This window comes from Pseudomonas azerbaijanorientalis (genome assembly GCF_019139795.1).
In the GTDB taxonomy this organism is placed as follows: domain Bacteria; phylum Pseudomonadota; class Gammaproteobacteria; order Pseudomonadales; family Pseudomonadaceae; genus Aquipseudomonas; species Aquipseudomonas laurylsulfatiphila.
This window is the reverse complement of record NZ_CP077078.1, coordinates 956,037-972,386: the sequence shown is the minus strand read 5'-3', so window position 1 is coordinate 972,386 and position 16,350 is coordinate 956,037. Positions and strand designations below refer to the sequence as shown.

The window sequence follows — 16,350 nt, the reverse complement described above, 5'->3', positions numbered from 1 at the left end:
GGCCTCAACAGACGAATAACCGGGACCACCCGGAGACACGCCTGATGAGCGAGCTTTTTTACAACGCTGTGCCGAATGCGACCCGTGTCGCCCCGCCACTGCCCGAGCCTCGGCAATACCCCAGCGAGAAACCGTCACGGGTCTACCTGTTCGGGACCTGCGTGGTCGATTTGTTCTACCCCGAAGCCGGGATGGATGCGATCCACCTGCTGGAACGCGAAGGCATTCGTGTCGAGTACCCGCAAGGGCAAAGCTGCTGCGGACAACCGGCCTACACCTCGGGTTACACCGAACAGGCACGGACCGTGGCGCGCTCGCAACTGGCGCTGTTTGCCGGGGATTATCCGGTGGTGGTGCCGTCAGGCTCTTGTGCCGGGATGTTGCGCGAACACTATGCCGACTTGTTCAAGGACGAGCCGCACACGTTGAAACAGGTTCAGGCGCTGGCTGCCAGAACCTTTGAGCTGGCCGAGTTCCTGTTGTTTGTCTGCAAGGTGCAGCTCAAGGACAGCGGCGAGCCGGTGAAAGTGGCGCTGCACACTTCGTGTTCGGCACGCCGCGAAATGAACACCCACCTGCACGGCCGCGAGTTGTTGTCGCAGTTGAGCAATGTGGAGCGGGTCAATCACGATCACGAAAGTGAGTGCTGTGGCTTTGGCGGAACATTCAGCGTCCGTATGCCAGACATTTCCGGCGCAATGGTGGCTGACAAGACCCGGGCGTTGAAGGAGTCCGGTGCGCACAAGGTATTGAGTGCCGATTGCGGCTGTTTGATGAACATCAACGGCTCATTGGAAAAACAGCAGGAAGCGTTGCGCGGTCAGCATCTGGCCAGCTTCCTCTGGCAGCGTACCGGAGGTGCCCGATGAGCACCTCCACGATTATTCCTACGGTTGCCGTAGAAGAAGATTTCCGCACCCGCGCCCACAACGCGCTGGGTGACGCGCAATTGCGAGGCAACTTTCGCAAGGCGATGGATTCACTGATGACCAAACGGGCAGCGGCGTTCAGCGATGCCCATGAAAGAGAACACTTGCGCGCACTGGGCAATGCAATCCGTGCCCGCGCGCTCTCCAAGTTGCCCGACCTGCTCGAGCAACTGGAACAGAACCTGACCCGCAACGGTGTGACAGTGCACTGGGCGGAAACGGTGGACGAGGCCAATGGCATCGTCCTCTCGATCATCCGCGCTCACGAGGGGCGGCAAGTGATCAAGGGCAAATCGATGGTCAGCGAAGAAATGGAGATGAATCATTTCCTGGCTGACCGGGGCATTGAATGCCTGGAATCGGACATGGGCGAGTACATCGTCCAGCTCGACCACGAGAAGCCTTCACACATAATCATGCCGGCAATCCACAAGAATGCCGGTCAGGTCGCGTCCTTGTTCCACGACAAACTTGGGGTGGAATACACCAAGGACGTTGACCAACTCATTCAGATCGGTCGCAAGGTCTTGCGGCAGAAATTCTTCGAAGCGGACATCGGCGTCTCCGGTGTCAACTTCGCCGTAGCCGAAACCGGCACCCTGCTGCTGGTGGAAAACGAAGGCAACGGGCGCATGACCACCACCGTACCGCCCGTGCACATCGCCGTCACCGGTATCGAAAAAGTCGTGGAAAACCTGCGCGATGTGGTGCCGCTGTTGTCGCTACTGACCCGCTCGGCCCTGGGCATCCCGATCACGACCTACGTCAACATGATCTCCGGCCCGCGCAAGGAGCATGAACTCGACGGCCCGCAGGAAGTGCACCTGGTACTGCTCGACAATGGTCGCAGCCAGGCCTTTGCCGACAGCGAATTGCGCCAGACCCTGAACTGTATTCGCTGCGGTGCCTGTATGAATCATTGCCCGGTGTATACCCGAATCGGCGGTCATGCCTATGGGGAAGTTTACCCCGGCCCTATCGGAAAAATCGTCACCCCGCACATGGTCGGCCTGGCGAAAGTCCCGGATCACCCGAGCGCTTCTTCGCTGTGCGGTGCCTGCGGCGAAGTGTGCCCGGTAAAAATCCCGATCCCTGCGTTGCTGCGGCGCCTGCGCGAAGAAAACGTCAAGGCCCCGGACAGCCCCCATCAAGTGATGCGTGGCCAGGGCAGCAAGTATTCGCGCAAGGAGCGCTTCCTCTGGAACGCCTGGGCGAAGCTCAACAGTTCGCCGACGCTGTATCGCCTGTTCGGTTTCTTCGCCACCCGCCTGCGCGCCCTCACGCCGAGCAATGTCGGCCCGTGGACGCAAAACCACAGCGCACCGAAACCCGCCGCCCGCTCACTCCATGACATGGCCCGCGAGCACTTGGCCAAACAGGGAGACCGCCGATGAGCGCCAAGCAAAATATCCTCGCCAAACTGCGTAAAAGTCTGACAGGCACCACACCGGTGGCCGACAACTTTGATGTCGATCTGGTGACCCAGCCTTACACCTACTCGCCTGAGCAACGCATTCCACAACTACGCAAACTGATGGAAGCGGTACACACGGAAATCCACCTGACGTCCGGCGAAGAGTGGCCGGTGCTGTTGGAGCAATTGCTGCGGGACCGCCAGTTGCCAAGCCTGCTGATCGCACCGACAACGCCCCACGGTCAACGCATCACACAGCATTGGGCGAATAATCCCGATCTGCCGATGCTCAAGTCCTACGACCGCCCGGTTGAAGAATGGAAAGCCGAGTTGTTCAACGACACCCCGGCGAGCCTGACCACCACCCTCGGCGCCATCGCGGCAACCGGTAGCCTGATTATCTGGCCGACCCGGGAAGAACCGCGCTTGATGAGCCTGGCGCCACCGGTGCATTTCGCCCTGCTCAAGGCCAGTGAAATCCGCGACAACTTCTATCAGGTGCAACAGGAATTCGAATGGGCCCAGGGCATGCCGACCAACGCGCTGCTGGTGTCCGGCCCGTCGAAGACCGCCGACATCGAGCAAGTGCTGGCGTACGGCGCCCACGGCCCGAAAGACCTGGTGGTGCTGATCCTGGAGGACCAATGAGTCTACCGGCCGCTTTCCTGCGAGATGCACAGCAACTGATTCCACAAGAGCGACGGTTCGACGACCCGCTGTCGACCCTGGCCTTCGGTACCGATGCCAGTTTCTATCGTTTGATTCCGCAACTGGTTATCCGCGTCGAGTCCGAAGACGAAGTGGTGGCGCTGCTGCAACTGGCGCAACGCGATCAGGTGCCGGTGACCTTCCGCGCCGCCGGTACCAGCCTCTCTGGCCAGGCGATCAGCGACTCGGTGCTGATCGTGCTGGGGGACAACTGGAACGCGCGCGAGATTCGCGGGCAAGGCACACAGATTCGCCTGCAACCGGGTGTGATCGGCGCCCAGGCCAACGCCTGGCTGGCGCCGTTCGGACGCAAGATCGGCCCGGACCCGGCCTCGATCAATGCCTGCAAGATCGGCGGCATCGTCGCCAACAACGCCAGTGGCATGTGCTGCGGCACGGCGCAAAACACCTACCACACCCTGGCCGGCATTCGTCTGGTGCTGGCCGACGGCAGTCGTCTCGACACTGAAGATGCCGCCAGCGTCGCGGCGTTTCGCCAGAGCCATACCGCGTTGCTGGAGCGCTTGGCGACTCTGGGTCGCGAGACCCGCGCCAACGCTGATCTGGCTGCGAGAATCCGCCACAAATACCGTCTGAAAAACACCACCGGCCTGTCGCTAAATGCCCTGGTGGATTTCGACGAACCTGTGGATATCTTGAGCCACTTGCTGGTGGGTTCCGAGGGTACGCTCGGGTTCATCAGTGCGGTGACCTACGACACGGTGATCGACCACCCGAACAAGGCCTCGGCCCTGATTGTCTTCCCGGATGTAGAGACCTGCTGCAACGCGGTCACCGTACTGAAAAGCCAACCGGTGTCGGCCGTGGAACTGCTGGACCGGCGCAGTTTGCGCTCAGTGCAGGACAAACCCGGCATGCCGTCTTTCGTACAGCATCTGTCGAACAATGCCTGCGCCTTGCTGATCGAATCCCGCGCAGCGTCGTCCGCCCTGCTGCACGAACAACTGGCACAGATCATGGCGTCGCTGCAGGCGTTCCCGGTGGAAAAGCAGGTCGACTTTACGGAGGACCCACAGGAAAACGCCCGTCTCTGGGCCATCCGCAAAGACACCTTCCCCGCCGTCGGTGCGGTGCGCAAGACCGGCACCACGGTGATCATCGAAGACGTCACCTTTCCGGTCGAACAACTGGCCATCGGCGTCAATCGCCTGATCGAGTTGTTCGACAAACATCACTACGATGAAGCGATCCTTTTCGGACACGCACTGGAAGGCAATCTGCACTTCGTCTTCACCCAAGGCTTCAACAACGCGCAAGAAGTCGCACGCTATCAGGCGTTCATGGATGACGTGGCGCAATTGGTGGCAGTGGAGTTCGGCGGTTCGCTGAAAGCCGAACATGGCACCGGGCGCAACATGGCGCCATTCGTCGAGCTGGAATGGGGCAGCGATGCCTACCAGCTGATGTGGCAACTCAAGCGTCTGCTCGACCCCAACGGGATTCTCAACCCGGACGTGGTGCTCAGCGAAGATCCGCAGATCCACCTCAAGCACCTCAAGCCCTTGCCGGCCGCCGACGAGATAGTGGACAAGTGCATCGAGTGCGGCTTCTGCGAACCGGTCTGCCCGTCGAAGGGCCTGACGCTGAGCCCACGCCAACGCATCGTGATCTGGCGCGACATTCAGGCGCGAAAACGCGCCGGCATCGATACCACCGAACTCGAAGCCGCGTACGAATATCAGGGCATCGATACCTGCGCCGCCACCGGCCTGTGCGCACAACGTTGCCCGGTCGGCATCAACACCGGCGAGCTGGTGAAAAAACTCCGCAGCCGCACGGCAACCCATACGAAAACCGCCAACTGGCTTGAAGGAAATTTCGCCACGGCGCTACAAGGGGCGCGGTTCACCCTGCACGTCGCCAATGGCGCACGGATGTTGTTGGGCGCACCACGCCTGGCAAAACTCTCGGCGACGCTGACGAAACTGTCCAAAGGTCAGGTCCCGCAATGGACCAACGCCATGCCGCAGCCGGAAAAAGCCATCCGCTTCAGTCCCGCCGTGTCGGACGAACGCCCGCGGGTGGTGTACCTGGCGGCGTGTGTGTCGCGGGTCATGGGGCCAGCGGCGGGGGATAAAGAGCAGGTGTCGTTGTACGACAAAACCCGCGGGCTGCTGGAAAAGGCCGGTTACCAGGTGGTCTTCCCGGACAATCTGGACAACCTCTGCTGCGGCCAGCCATTCGCCTCCAAAGGCTACGCCGAACAAGCCGAACACAAGCGCCAGGAACTGATCGGCGCCTTGCTGCACGCCAGTCGCGGCGGGCTCGACCCGATTTATTGCGACACCAGCCCCTGTACCTTGCGGCTCACTCAAGACCTTGGCGACGTTCGACTGGACCTCTACGACCCGGTGCGTTTCATCCGCACGCACTTGATGGATCGCCTCGACTTCACACCACAGGAAGCGCCGATTGCAGTGCACGTCACCTGCAGCACTCAGCACCTCGGCGAGAGTCAGGCCTTGATCGATCTAGCGCGCAAATGCAGCAAAAACGTGGTCATTCCCGAAGGCATTCACTGCTGCGGCTTCGCCGGCGACAAGGGCTTCACCACGCCACAGCTGAATGCCCATTCGCTGCGCACACTCAAGGACGCGGTGCAGCAGTGCAGCGAGGGGATTTCCACCAGTCGCACTTGTGAGATCGGGCTGACGCAACATGGCGGCATTGATTACCACGGTCTAGTCTATCTGGTGGACCGCGTTACCCAGGCTAGGGTGCCCTGATAGCAGGACCCAAGGAAGGTGCATAGATGTACTTACTTGCCGGAATCGATAGCTCCACAGTAAAAAACAGAACCCTGAGGTGCCGCCGCAGTCCACTGATCAAGTCCCGTAAATGCGGGACTCTCCCAACACTCGGTAGCCCGACTTGATGGCCAGCAATGCCTGGCCCTTCAGCTCAAGGAGATACACATGAATCGTTCTGTGCTGTTAGGTTTGTTTATTACTGCTTCCATGATGGCTTCCACTTCGTTTGCTGCAGAAGATGACCTTTGCGCTGTCAACCTGAAAACCATCGAAAACGCCAAGGCACAGATTCCTCCGGAAATGACTGAGCAGGTAGAAAATTCCGTCAAGCAGGCCAAAGCTGACTATGCAAAAGGCACCAAGGCAGGCATTGATGATTGCGTCGCCGAGACCAACGACATCATCAAGACCCTCACCGACGCGAAAAAAGGCGGGAAGTAATCCGACACGAAGCAAACCAAAACCCGCCAACGGCGGGTTTTGTTGCATTCGGGGTCCGGGAATGTGTAACCGCCATCGCAGGAAAAGCCCGACACGTTGTCTGAAAAAACCGAATTCTTGTGTTGAATCGTAGTCTTTGAGGTAGGCCCTATCCGTTCAAGGTGATACCCATGAAGCGCACCACACTCGCTGGTCTGTTCATTTGCGCTGCAATGCTGGCCTCTCCTGCATTTGCAGCGGACAACAACCTTTGCACGAGCAAGCTGCAAGAGCTCAAAGGCAAAGTGAATGCGCTGCCAGCGACCTCCGGAAACACCGCCATGGAGATCAAGAGACTGATGTCCAGCGCCGAAGCCTCCCAAGCCTCCGGAGACGACACAAAATGCGTCACCGAAGCCACCCAGGCATTGGCACTCACTGACAAACAGCGCAACGAACCCAACCAATGATGTGTAGTGGCCTACCTTCGGGTTGGCCTTCCGGCTCGCGTTGACGTACACTGTACAGGCTTGTTGCTCACTTGATTCACAGAGCATCAGGCTCGGGGCCGTTTAGGATTCGACGCCGGTTGCGAAACTTTAGGTGCATGCCGAGTTGGTAACAGAACTCGTAAATCCACTGTTGCAACTTCCTATAGTTGCCAATGACGAAACCTACGGGGAATACGCTCTCGCTGCGTAAGCAGCCTTAGCCCTTCCCTCCTGGTACCTTCGGGTCCAGCAATCATCAGGGGATGTCTGTAAACCCAAAGTGATTGTCATATAGAACAGAATCGCCGTGCAGTACGTTGTGGACGAAGCGGCTAAAACTTACACAACTCGCCCAAAGCACCCTGCCCGTCGGGTCGCTGAGGGTTAACTTAATAGACACGGCTACGCATGTAGTACCGACAGCGGAGTACTGGCGGACGGGGGTTCAAATCCCCCCGGCTCCACCACTTCATCATCTAAAGACGTCCACGGACGTCTTTTTTTGTGCCTGAAATCCAGTAAATACTGGGGTTTCAGCTCTTTTTGGGGCTTTGGAGGTTTTCTGAGTTCCAGCCATTCGGGTATTCCAAACGGTATTCCAGGCCATCCGGTGCTAATCTTTGGAATACCCAATCAGTGCCTGAGGACAATCTCATGCCTGCTCAAACTCTTCGTCTCTCCGATCGACAGCTCAAGGGAGTCAAACCCGCGTCCAAGGATTACGTCCTCACTGACGGTGACGGTTTGCAGCTCCGAGTCCGCAGCAACGGCTCGTTACTGTGGAATTTCAACTACCGCGAGCCGGTAACCAAGAACCGTATCAATATGGGGCTCGGCACGTACCCAGAGCTCTCACTGGCGAACGCACGAAAGATGGCAGTCGAAGCCCGCGAGCTGCTCGCCCAGGGCATCGATCCGAAGGTGCAGCGCAATACGTTGAATGAAGCCAAGCGTGCAGAAACGGAACACACCTTCGCGAACGTGGCCACCGCCTGGTTCGAGCTAAAGAAAGACTCGGTCACCCCAGCCTACGCCGAGGACATTTGGCGATCGCTCACGCTGCACTTGCTCCCCGACTTGAAGACGACCCCTCTCGCGAAAATCACCGCGCCGATGGTGATCGAGTTGCTTCGTCCGATCGAAGCGAAAGGCAGCCTGGAGACGGTCAAGCGCCTTAGTCAGCGGCTTAACGAGATCATGACCTACGGGGTGAACTCCGGCCTGATCTTCGCCAACCCTCTCAGCGGTATCAGGGCAGTATTCAAAAAGCCCAAGAAAGAGAACATGGCTGCGCTTCCACCCGACGAGCTCCCCGAGCTGATGCTGGAGATTGCGAACGCCAGTATCAAACGCACGACCCGCTGCCTGATCGAATGGCAGTTGCATACCATGACTCGCCCAGCAGAAGCGGCGACCACTCGCTGGGCAGACATCGACTTTGAAAGGCGTGTCTGGACCATCCCTCCGGAGCGTATGAAAAAGCGCCGCCCACACACCATCCCGTTGAGTGATCACGCTGTCGCATTGTTGGAGTCACTGAAGACTCACAGCGGCCATCGCGAATACGTCTTCCCTGCAGATAGAAATCCGCGCACCCACGCCAATAGTCAGACCGCCAACATGGCGTTGAAACGCATGGGCTTTCAAGACCGTTTGGTCAGCCACGGGATGCGCTCGATGGCCAGCACCATCTTGAATGAACATGGCTGGGACCCGGAGCTCATTGAAGTCGCACTGGCGCACGTTGACAAGGATGAGGTGCGGAGCGCCTACAACCGAGCCGACTACATTGAGCGCCGACGTCCGATGATGGCTTGGTGGAGTGAATACATTCAGAAAGCCGCCACCGGTAGCCTGCTCGCCTCAGCATACGGTCAAATCAGAGACAAGAACGTGGTGCCGATCCGCTAACGCTTTACAGATGCAATAACGGCAGCCACAACAACTGCGAGATCAAGATTCGGGTCAAGCAGTCTCGTTTATCCGCTTATAAGCGCGGGTCCATCCAAACAGGGCTGCAAAGCCGCCCTGTTTGGATGGACCTCACTTTGAAGAGCTAGAAGCCACTGCGCTGTCCGGGGTTTACCACGGAATTCCATAGGTGGATAACCGCCCTCCAAGTGCAATGTAGCGGTAAATTTCGATTCTTGACCGGGTTTATCTACAGGCGTAAAACTGGCCGTGCAAGCGCTGTCGATGACAGCACCCCAGGTGGCCCGAACCTTGAAGGTCACGCCGCTCTCGCGGTGGTTCTCCCCGAAAGGCGATTCGCGTCCGGCAGCTCGCCCGGTCACCTCCTCGGTGATGGATGCCCACTACAAATCATGGCCCTCGTGCGCCAGACGACACTTCCTACTTCGCTGCCCTGCAGCAACCTATCCGCTTGGCCAAATCTTGAGCCAACCTGCGCCCGTCTCTTTCTCCTGGAAAGAGACGGGCGCTCCTAACACTGCTGCAGCCCTTATCGCACATGGCTTTACGGCAATTCCACTCGTGACAATCGGCGTGACAAACGCCGATGTCACCAGCAACAGCGCTGCAAATGATGGTGCCGCAGACCAGGGAATGAACTGCACCTGACTGACAGTCAGGCATGCCCCGGTCATCGCAGTGCTGCTTTCACCCGGCTCAGGATCTCGCGGCGCTGGTCTCGTCAGCCAGTGCAGCCTCCCCCCGCCCACCGGTATCGGTGCTCAGGAGGCCAGATCATGAGATGCCCTCGCTCCCGGCCGTAAGGAGCCGCCAGTCCTGCGTCAGTGGACACCCTCACAGGTCGCAGGGGCCTTGATCCCTGATAACACTCAACATTCTTGGCGGGATGACGTGGGGCGAGGATTGGAGCACGGGAGATGAGGTGACCGACATGGCATTGGTGGGTAGACGCGATGGTCGTAATTTCGGCTATGGCAGACAATTGAGCTATGCAGGGCCGCAGGCGCTAAAGGATATGTTCGGCGGTGGTCATTACGGGACGGTCAAAGCGCACTGTGATCGGTGGTTGGCATTCGTGAAATGGTGCCGCTCCGAACAGGGGCCCGGCATCAATGACTCGCGGCTGATTGATCGGAAGCTGTTGGCCGACTATGCGACGTACCTGCGCGACCAGGTTCGGCGCGGTGACCTCGCCGTCAGCACCGCACAAAACCGGCTATCCAGCGTTAACAGGACCATGGCGGCGCTTCGCGGTGATCAGTACGTGAAGTTGCCAAGTCCGAGCAAGGCGTTGGGAATGCAGCGTACCAGCGTTCGACATTCAGTGCCGCAGGGTCAAGACCGCGAACAGGTTAAGCAGATCGTCGATGCACTGTGCAGCCAACATCTGATACGGGCCGCTGCGATCGTTCTCTTAGCGCGAGCCACTGGCATACGCTTGCGTGAGGCCATCCTGGCTGACTTGCTGCGGCTAAACCGTGAGGCTAACGACCTAGGCAGGATTAACATTCAGGATGGCACTAAAGGTGGTCGCGCCGGCGCCTCGGCACCCCGTTGGATTACGGTGGATGACCATATTCGTGGTGCGCTTAGGTTTGCACGGCAGGTGTCGCCTGTGGGTAGCCGCAACCTGATTGCGCCACACGAAAGCTACCTGAATCTTGTGCAAAAAATCATCCGCCCTGCACGGGCCATCCTGCATGCGCACAACCTCAAAGGCTTCCATGAGCTACGAGCGGCGTACGCGTGTGAGCGCTATGAGCAAATTACTCAACACCGGGCGCCTATCAACGGCGGCCAATGTTGCCGGGTAGATAGGCAACTTGATCGTGAGGCCTGGAGGCAAATCAGCTATGAGCTGGGGCACGGGCGGATCGACGTGGTCGCCGCGTACATTGGAGGGTGGTCATGAGTAAGCCATTCGATATGGAGCTGTTTTTGGCTGGCGTGCTGACCGGCTCGCACGCAACCCGGCAACGCCATGTGCGACAGGCGAAAATCATCCAGACTGAAATTGCAGAGCGCTGGCAGCGAAAAACGCCTTGGGCTTGGCAGAGAAAGCATGTGGCCTGGTTCCTTGAACATCGCCTAGATCGACGCAACGACGCGACGCGGTATTACTATTTGCTGACCGTGCGGCTGATCGTTCGTCGTTTAGAAAAATCATGGACTTTGCCCCCCAGAGAGAGGATCTGATTTTGATAGTCACGACCGACTACAGACGATCCAAACCGGTCAGTCATTTCAGGAAGTAATCCGCCATTAGCAGTCCTTCATGTCAGCCTATGATTGCTCGCAAGCAGCCATGCTCTGTTAAAGCGTATCCATCTATACAGTCTTAGTGGCATTGGGCTACCCTCATCGAGTTGATGGACTCCACGTTTTACCCCTTGCCATAGGGAAACGGACATGATCGATGAGCTTCAAGCCAGCAAATCCTGCTACTTCTATCGCCGAAAAGCTCCGATCACAATGGGCGCAATCACGGTGTTGTTCCGGGCGATCAGATGTGCTCAAACATCTCCCTCGAACAACCTATTCTCTTTCATACGGCAGGCCCACGGGGCATCAATCTGGTCTGCTCTATGCTTTCAATTCGACAAGACACCAGCTTTCCTACCTGACGCTGACGACGTGATCGACCGAGTAACCGGATATTTGCTGATCGTCGAGCACCGTGATTACGTCGCCATTTTCAAATCCCAGATCGACGTCCCCGCAGATTTCACCAAGCGGCACCTGCAGCGCATCAGCTCCCAAGATGTTGACCGTGGACTCACTAGCAAGGATTCAGTATTCGCCCGGGTTCGGCTGCGCCATATGACGTTGTCCCGCTTTGCATTGCGCAGCAAGACACTTGAGGGCGAGAACCTCCAGAACAACGTGGGCATGGCCTCCTCGGCTCGATTTGCCCCGCTGGGTTACAGCTTCACAGAGGCGGACGAGCACTTCTCAACAACACCGCGAACCGGCCGGATTTCACTTCGAGCGGATCGTGCTGGCTACCTGGAACTAGTGGATTATGCCTGCAGTATCATTGACCGCCTGCACCCTCGACCTGGAAGGCCATCGTCCTCCCCTTTTCTGGCAGCTTTCGCGCGACCGCTGGAGCTATCGGATCTGACGGCTAGCCCTACCCAATTTGCGGTTGATACAGCCATCCTCGGACAGGCCATCTTTGACGACAAAGTTATTCGTTTGGTCAAGCGGGACGGAGGTGGCTATCGAGAGCTGCCAAAGGTAGAAGTCGATCCGATACTCGCAGAGCTGACAGACGTCTTGGGAGTTGCCAGAAACGCCGCCGGAAAACTGCTCGTGTCCCAGCTTGCAACAGGCGTCGAAGTGGGCGAACTCGCGATCAACAAAACGCGAATCGCCTTGAAACGCCTCACGCTACCTCTGCTCGCCGATGTCTATGTCGAGGACACACAGTTCGCTCTAGGAGCGGACGAAGGTCGCGTTCTGCTTAAGCAGTTCATCGACAAAGAAGACACGTACATTGTCCTGTTCGACCAGCCTCGCTTTGCCTATCTGGACGGCAACCTTTACCAGGACGACTCCTTGGTGAACGGTGGCAATCAGTTCCTGGGCTACCTCTTCGGCAATGCAGAGCTGGCTACTGTCACGGACGAGAAAGGTGCCTTTACCGCTGTCCATCATACGTTCGATCTTGACTCCACGTTCGGCGCAGTACTATCGACGGTCGCGCCCGAAGACGATGTTATGGTCTGCGATGATCTTGGTGACGAATGGGCTGATTTCATTGGCTTCCGAACGGATCCAGCCTCTCCAAGAATCACCTTCTACCACGCCAAGCACGGGGAGTTGACTCTCGGCGCGAGCGCGTTCCACGTTTCTGTCAGCCAGGCTATCAAAAACCTGGGCAATCTCAATTTGCCCGCACCGGCCATGACCAAGAAATTCGCGAGATGGAATCGGCTTTATACCAACAACAGGGTAAAAACAGGCATTCATCGCACATGCCGAGGCACAACCGCAGATTCTCGAACTGCAGTGGAGTTTTGCAGGAATGCCCCTCACACCTTCAAACGGGTGGCCATCGTGACCTCATCCCTGAGCAAGGCCGCAGTTGAGCAAGCTTTTGAGGACATCAAAGCGGGTCACAGCGCCAGCCCCTACTTCGTCCAGCTCTATTGGTTACTGTCGTCTTTCTTTGCTGCCTGTACGGAGGTCGGAGCCTTCGGATGCGTGATATGTCAGGAATGATGGCGTGCGCTCAAAGCACGGATCTGTTGCGTCATCCCCTCCCAATCGCTGGCTTTATTCCATTTCGCCGCTTCGATACTTGCTTGAGCATCATGGGCACAGTTGGCTGGCGCTTCAGGTCGACCGCAGGGCTGAACAGTCGCGGGCGGGAATGTGCCCAATGATCCAACTCGTCGCTGTAAGCTCTAGGCTCTGTACGAAATGCATCCGAGTTCACCAATGCCGCTTTGAAAACAGGCTCGATCGCGAGCCAGGTCGGACGCGACCGGGTCGGAAAGCTCACTGGCAACCAGTCAACCCGAGAGCGGGCCCAGTCCGCTTCCTCACTGGTTTTCGCCTTGCCGAACCTGCGTTTCAGAACCTTTCGTACACAACCTAAGGGGCTTTTTTATTTCGTGGTTGTACGTAAAATTCGGCTCTGGAATTTTAGGAGCCAGAAGCGTTCTGGTTTCGTATTGTCAGGTCGAACCCCGCTCACCCCAAGGACTGATTCGGTTAGCGCCACGTGCTGGTCACGTGGAGTAGGCCGTCAGAAAGGTGCCATGGACTTCACCGATTTTGATCCCGAATTAATCACGGCACTGCAAGGTGCGCAAAAGATCACCGTGTTGACAGGAGCAGGTGTATCCGCTGAAAGCGGTATCCCGACGTTCCGCGATGCATTGACCGGACTATGGGCGAATTTCGACGCCGAGAAGCTTGCCACGCCCGAAGCGTTCCGGCGCGATCCTGCCTTGGTTTGGGGCTGGTACGAGTGGCGGCGCGCGCAGGTTCTTGCGGCGAGGCCTAATGCCGCTCATGTGGCCATCTCCGAGCTTGCTCGCCGTGTCCCGCAACTTACATTGTTTACCCAGAACGTCGACGATCTGCATGAGCGTGCCGGAAGCACCGATGTGCAGCATCTTCACGGCAGTCTTCACCATCCGCGGTGCTTCGAGTGCGCGAGCCCGTTCTCGTTGGTGGATAGCCTGTCTGAGGTGCCTGGGGTGGACGGGCGTTTGTCGCCACCCCAGTGCCAGACATGCACAGGTAAGGTCCGGCCAGGCGTCGTATGGTTCAACGAGCTGTTGCCTGAGGGCATGCTCGATAGGGCATTTAAATCATCCAGTTCATCCGATCTGCTCATCGTGGTGGGCACCTCGGGCAACGTTTACCCTGCCGCTCGACTTCCAAAAGAGGCGAGCCGGGCGGGCTGTAAAGTTATCCAGATCAATCCAGAGAAAACCGAACTCGACAGCGTCTGTACCTGGAATGTTCGGGGAAAGGCTGGAGTCGTCCTGCCTGCATTGGTTAACTGCGCCTTTTTATGATTCGTGAATGTACGGAGATGGAAGTGAGAGAAACGCTATGAAGGGGCGCTGGATCAGAGCAATGGACGATACGGCATCGCCGATGGCCGTAGTATTTTTGCATGGGGTGCTGTCCAACGGTGAAACGTGCTGGCGTCATCAAAATAACACCTACTGGCCGGACCTACTTTCCCAGCATGCGGCTATAGGAAGCGTGGGCATTTATGAGTTCACCTATCGCACGGAGTTCTTCAGCGGTACCTACAGCCTGAGCGATGTTGTCGATTCATTGAAGGAAAGCCTGCACCTCGATGGTGTCAACAGGGCGCGGAAAATTGTTTTCGTTGCTCACAGCATGGGAGGCATCGTGGCCCGACGCTATATTGTGCAGCGCTTAGATGACCTTGTTGGGCGCAGTACTGAGGTTGGGCTTTTCCTGATCGCTTCTCCCTCACTGGGTTCGTCTTATGCCAATTGGCTCGGGCCGATCGCAAAGTTCATGGGGCATGTTCAAGGTCAAGCGTTGGCGTTCTGTCAGAACAATGTCTGGCTCAACGACCTGAATAGCGATTTTCGCAATGTGTTGATGAACCGCAAGTTGGTGATCTATGGTCGGGAACTGGTGGAAGACCAGTTCGTTGTGCTTAAGCGCTTTTTGAGGTGGCCGCAGGTCGTGCCCCCTGTCAGTGGAGCCACCTATTTCGGCGATGCTCTAAAGATCCCATCGTCAGATCATTTTTCCATCGCCAAGCCGGTGGATGCACAGGCAATTCAGCACCGCGTGTTGTGTGATTTCATCGAAGGTATCGTGCAGCAAAAGGGCAACACCACCAATGTCTGGGAGTGTCCCGGCGGCTTCCGTACCAGCGTCGGAGAGAGTGAGATCAGCATCGTCACTGGGCGTATCGAAAATCACCCGGTGGACTCGAAAACAACCGTGGTGGCGTTACCTTGCAATGAGTATTTCGAAGACCATTGCGCCCGCGATACCCGTAGTGCGCTGGGCGTTTATATCAACCAGCATTGCGCCGAAACGGCGTCGGAATTCTCGGATCTTGTCAGGCAGCAATGCCGGATTCGCTTTGGCGACGGTGAGCTGCAACAAAAGACGATCGATGAGTCCAGCGAAAGCTATGGTCCCGGCCGAGCCATCCTTGTTTCGGACCCTTCGAAAAACGCGGCCGCAATAGCCTTGGTTTCCACCACCACACAGCGCGCGGGGCAAGGGCTGGCCGCCAGAATGTCCTACGTATTCGATGGTATGCAGGAACTGTTCGAGCTGCTTGCTGACAAGCGGATCAACGAAGTGGTCATGCCAGTGCTAGGCGCCGGGCACGGTGGAATTGATCCATCGTTGGCGATTGCCGGGTTGGTATTGGCGTTGACGGAGGCCGCTCGTTACGGTGCTGATAGGCAGCGTCGCAAAAAGATCACTATCGTTGTCTTCCAGCGGACAACACAAGACCAACCAGAAGTAGCGCCTGATGTCATCCGTAAAGCGCTGGAACTGGTGGCCAATAAAGCGTAACGAGGGCAATGTATGGCGAGTGCGAAAGAATTGATTCGCAACTATCTGGGTTACGATGGCATGGACCATCGCCAGCGTACATTAGCCCAGGCATTGGCCTGGGATGATGGAACTCTGGAAAGCACACATGACTTCATACAATGGTGGTTTCCGCTGGTTGAGCCCAGTGCTTTCAACAGCCACTCGCCAGTGGCGAGCCTTGCTGAGTTCGACGAGCTAGCGAACGACGAGCGCGTCAGAGGCGGGGTAGGACGCGCTCTGCGTCGCATGCTGAGTTTCTATGGTTTACGCCAGCAAGCGTCGGGGCTGATCGAGAAATCAGGCGACTGGGATAGCCGGAGTCAGAACTGGGCATTCAGACAGAATCACAACGACCTGCGAATGACGCGTATCCTGAAATCATTGTGCTTGCTGGGCCACCGGGCACAGGCGCAGATGCTGTTCGTCATCCTGGAAGAGGTTATCCAGCAAACGCGTGAGCCATGGGATCAAGTGCCGTTGCGATTCTGGCGTGAAGCGCTATCTCTCCCCTCATAAAATACGCGCCGCAGGCCACCACCTGCGGAGCCTAGACTCGTTCAGCAAGCATCATGGTGCCTTCTTAAAGTGTTCGACCATCGTCGACCGTAATGTTGTAGTTC

Annotated in this window: 13 protein-coding genes and 1 other RNA gene; all 14 read left to right on the top strand. The window is 57.5% G+C overall.

Annotated elements, in window-relative coordinates; genetic code table 11:
* Positions 1–44 precede the first annotated feature (44 nt).
* The 14 genes from KSS91_RS04220 (at position 45) to KSS91_RS04155 (ending at position 16,246) form a co-directional block, all read left to right on the top strand.
* Positions 45–869, top strand: a complete 825-nt coding sequence (locus KSS91_RS04220; protein WP_095965955.1) for a (Fe-S)-binding protein — start codon at positions 45–47, stop codon at positions 867–869.
* Positions 866–2,323 (top strand): LutB/LldF family L-lactate oxidation iron-sulfur protein, encoded by a 1,458-nt coding sequence (locus KSS91_RS04215; RefSeq protein WP_116580919.1) that lies wholly within the window; start codon positions 866–868, stop codon positions 2,321–2,323. The genes KSS91_RS04220 and KSS91_RS04215 overlap by 4 nt, the downstream gene beginning before the upstream one ends.
* Entirely contained in the window at positions 2,320–2,991 is a 672-nt protein-coding gene (locus tag KSS91_RS04210; RefSeq protein WP_217837154.1) for a LutC/YkgG family protein, read from the top strand. Before KSS91_RS04215 ends, KSS91_RS04210 begins: the two co-directional genes overlap by 4 nt.
* Positions 2,988–5,798, top strand: coding sequence for an FAD-binding and (Fe-S)-binding domain-containing protein (locus KSS91_RS04205; RefSeq protein WP_217837153.1), 2,811 nt, complete (start codon positions 2,988–2,990; stop codon positions 5,796–5,798). Before KSS91_RS04210 ends, KSS91_RS04205 begins: the two co-directional genes overlap by 4 nt.
* A 189-nt stretch (positions 5,799–5,987) precedes the next feature.
* Entirely contained in the window at positions 5,988–6,263 is a 276-nt protein-coding gene (locus KSS91_RS04200) for a PA2433 domain-containing protein (RefSeq protein ID WP_217837152.1), read from the top strand.
* A gap of 170 nt (positions 6,264–6,433) precedes the next feature.
* Positions 6,434–6,712, top strand: a complete 279-nt coding sequence (locus KSS91_RS04195) for a PA2433 domain-containing protein (protein ID WP_217837151.1) — start codon at positions 6,434–6,436, stop codon at positions 6,710–6,712.
* Positions 6,713–6,806: 94 nt separating this feature from the next.
* Positions 6,807–7,200, top strand: a transfer-messenger RNA (tmRNA) gene (gene ssrA / locus KSS91_RS04190).
* 187 nt (positions 7,201–7,387) lie between these two features.
* Entirely contained in the window at positions 7,388–8,644 is a 1,257-nt protein-coding gene (locus tag KSS91_RS04185) for an integrase domain-containing protein (RefSeq protein ID WP_217837150.1), read from the top strand.
* Positions 8,645–9,596: 952 nt separating this feature from the next.
* Positions 9,597–10,577 carry an integrase domain-containing protein gene (locus tag KSS91_RS04180; RefSeq protein WP_217838362.1) on the top strand — a complete coding sequence of 327 codons (981 nt, stop codon included), beginning with the start codon at positions 9,597–9,599 and terminating at the stop codon, positions 10,575–10,577.
* Positions 10,574–10,861, top strand: a complete 288-nt coding sequence (locus KSS91_RS04175) for a hypothetical protein (RefSeq protein WP_217837149.1) — start codon at positions 10,574–10,576, stop codon at positions 10,859–10,861. The genes KSS91_RS04180 and KSS91_RS04175 overlap by 4 nt, the downstream gene beginning before the upstream one ends.
* Positions 10,862–11,074: 213 nt before the next feature.
* Positions 11,075–12,892 carry a hypothetical protein gene (locus tag KSS91_RS04170; protein WP_217837148.1) on the top strand — a complete coding sequence of 606 codons (1,818 nt, stop codon included), beginning with the start codon at positions 11,075–11,077 and terminating at the stop codon, positions 12,890–12,892.
* Between the two features lie 542 nt (positions 12,893–13,434).
* Positions 13,435–14,202 carry an SIR2 family NAD-dependent protein deacylase gene (locus KSS91_RS04165; protein ID WP_217837147.1) on the top strand — a complete coding sequence of 256 codons (768 nt, stop codon included), beginning with the start codon at positions 13,435–13,437 and terminating at the stop codon, positions 14,200–14,202.
* A 61-nt stretch (positions 14,203–14,263) separates the two neighbouring features.
* Positions 14,264–15,709, top strand: a complete 1,446-nt coding sequence (locus KSS91_RS04160) for an esterase/lipase family protein (protein WP_217837146.1) — start codon at positions 14,264–14,266, stop codon at positions 15,707–15,709.
* A gap of 12 nt (positions 15,710–15,721) precedes the next feature.
* Positions 15,722–16,246, top strand: a complete 525-nt coding sequence (locus KSS91_RS04155; protein ID WP_217837145.1) for an opioid growth factor receptor-related protein — start codon at positions 15,722–15,724, stop codon at positions 16,244–16,246.
* Positions 16,247–16,350: the final 104 nt, after the last annotated feature.

What these genes read in the sequence shown, in the direction of transcription:
- KSS91_RS04215 (WP_116580919.1), top strand. Translation starts at nt 866, where the DNA reads ATGAGCACCTCCACGATTATTCCTACGGTTGCCGTAGAAGAAGATTTC.
- KSS91_RS04185 (WP_217837150.1), top strand. Translation starts at nt 7,388, where the DNA reads ATGCCTGCTCAAACTCTTCGTCTCTCCGATCGACAGCTCAAGGGAGTC.
- KSS91_RS04205 (WP_217837153.1), top strand. Translation starts at nt 2,988, where the DNA reads ATGAGTCTACCGGCCGCTTTCCTGCGAGATGCACAGCAACTGATTCCA.
- KSS91_RS04175 (WP_217837149.1), top strand. Translation starts at nt 10,574, where the DNA reads ATGAGTAAGCCATTCGATATGGAGCTGTTTTTGGCTGGCGTGCTGACC.
- KSS91_RS04220 (WP_095965955.1), top strand. Translation starts at nt 45, where the DNA reads ATGAGCGAGCTTTTTTACAACGCTGTGCCGAATGCGACCCGTGTCGCC.
- KSS91_RS04155 (WP_217837145.1), top strand. Translation starts at nt 15,722, where the DNA reads ATGGCGAGTGCGAAAGAATTGATTCGCAACTATCTGGGTTACGATGGC.
- KSS91_RS04210 (WP_217837154.1), top strand. Translation starts at nt 2,320, where the DNA reads ATGAGCGCCAAGCAAAATATCCTCGCCAAACTGCGTAAAAGTCTGACA.
- KSS91_RS04170 (WP_217837148.1), top strand. Translation starts at nt 11,075, where the DNA reads ATGATCGATGAGCTTCAAGCCAGCAAATCCTGCTACTTCTATCGCCGA.
- KSS91_RS04180 (WP_217838362.1), top strand. Translation starts at nt 9,597, where the DNA reads ATGGCATTGGTGGGTAGACGCGATGGTCGTAATTTCGGCTATGGCAGA.
- KSS91_RS04160 (WP_217837146.1), top strand. Translation starts at nt 14,264, where the DNA reads ATGGACGATACGGCATCGCCGATGGCCGTAGTATTTTTGCATGGGGTG.
- KSS91_RS04200 (WP_217837152.1), top strand. Translation starts at nt 5,988, where the DNA reads ATGAATCGTTCTGTGCTGTTAGGTTTGTTTATTACTGCTTCCATGATG.
- KSS91_RS04165 (WP_217837147.1), top strand. Translation starts at nt 13,435, where the DNA reads ATGGACTTCACCGATTTTGATCCCGAATTAATCACGGCACTGCAAGGT.
- KSS91_RS04195 (WP_217837151.1), top strand. Translation starts at nt 6,434, where the DNA reads ATGAAGCGCACCACACTCGCTGGTCTGTTCATTTGCGCTGCAATGCTG.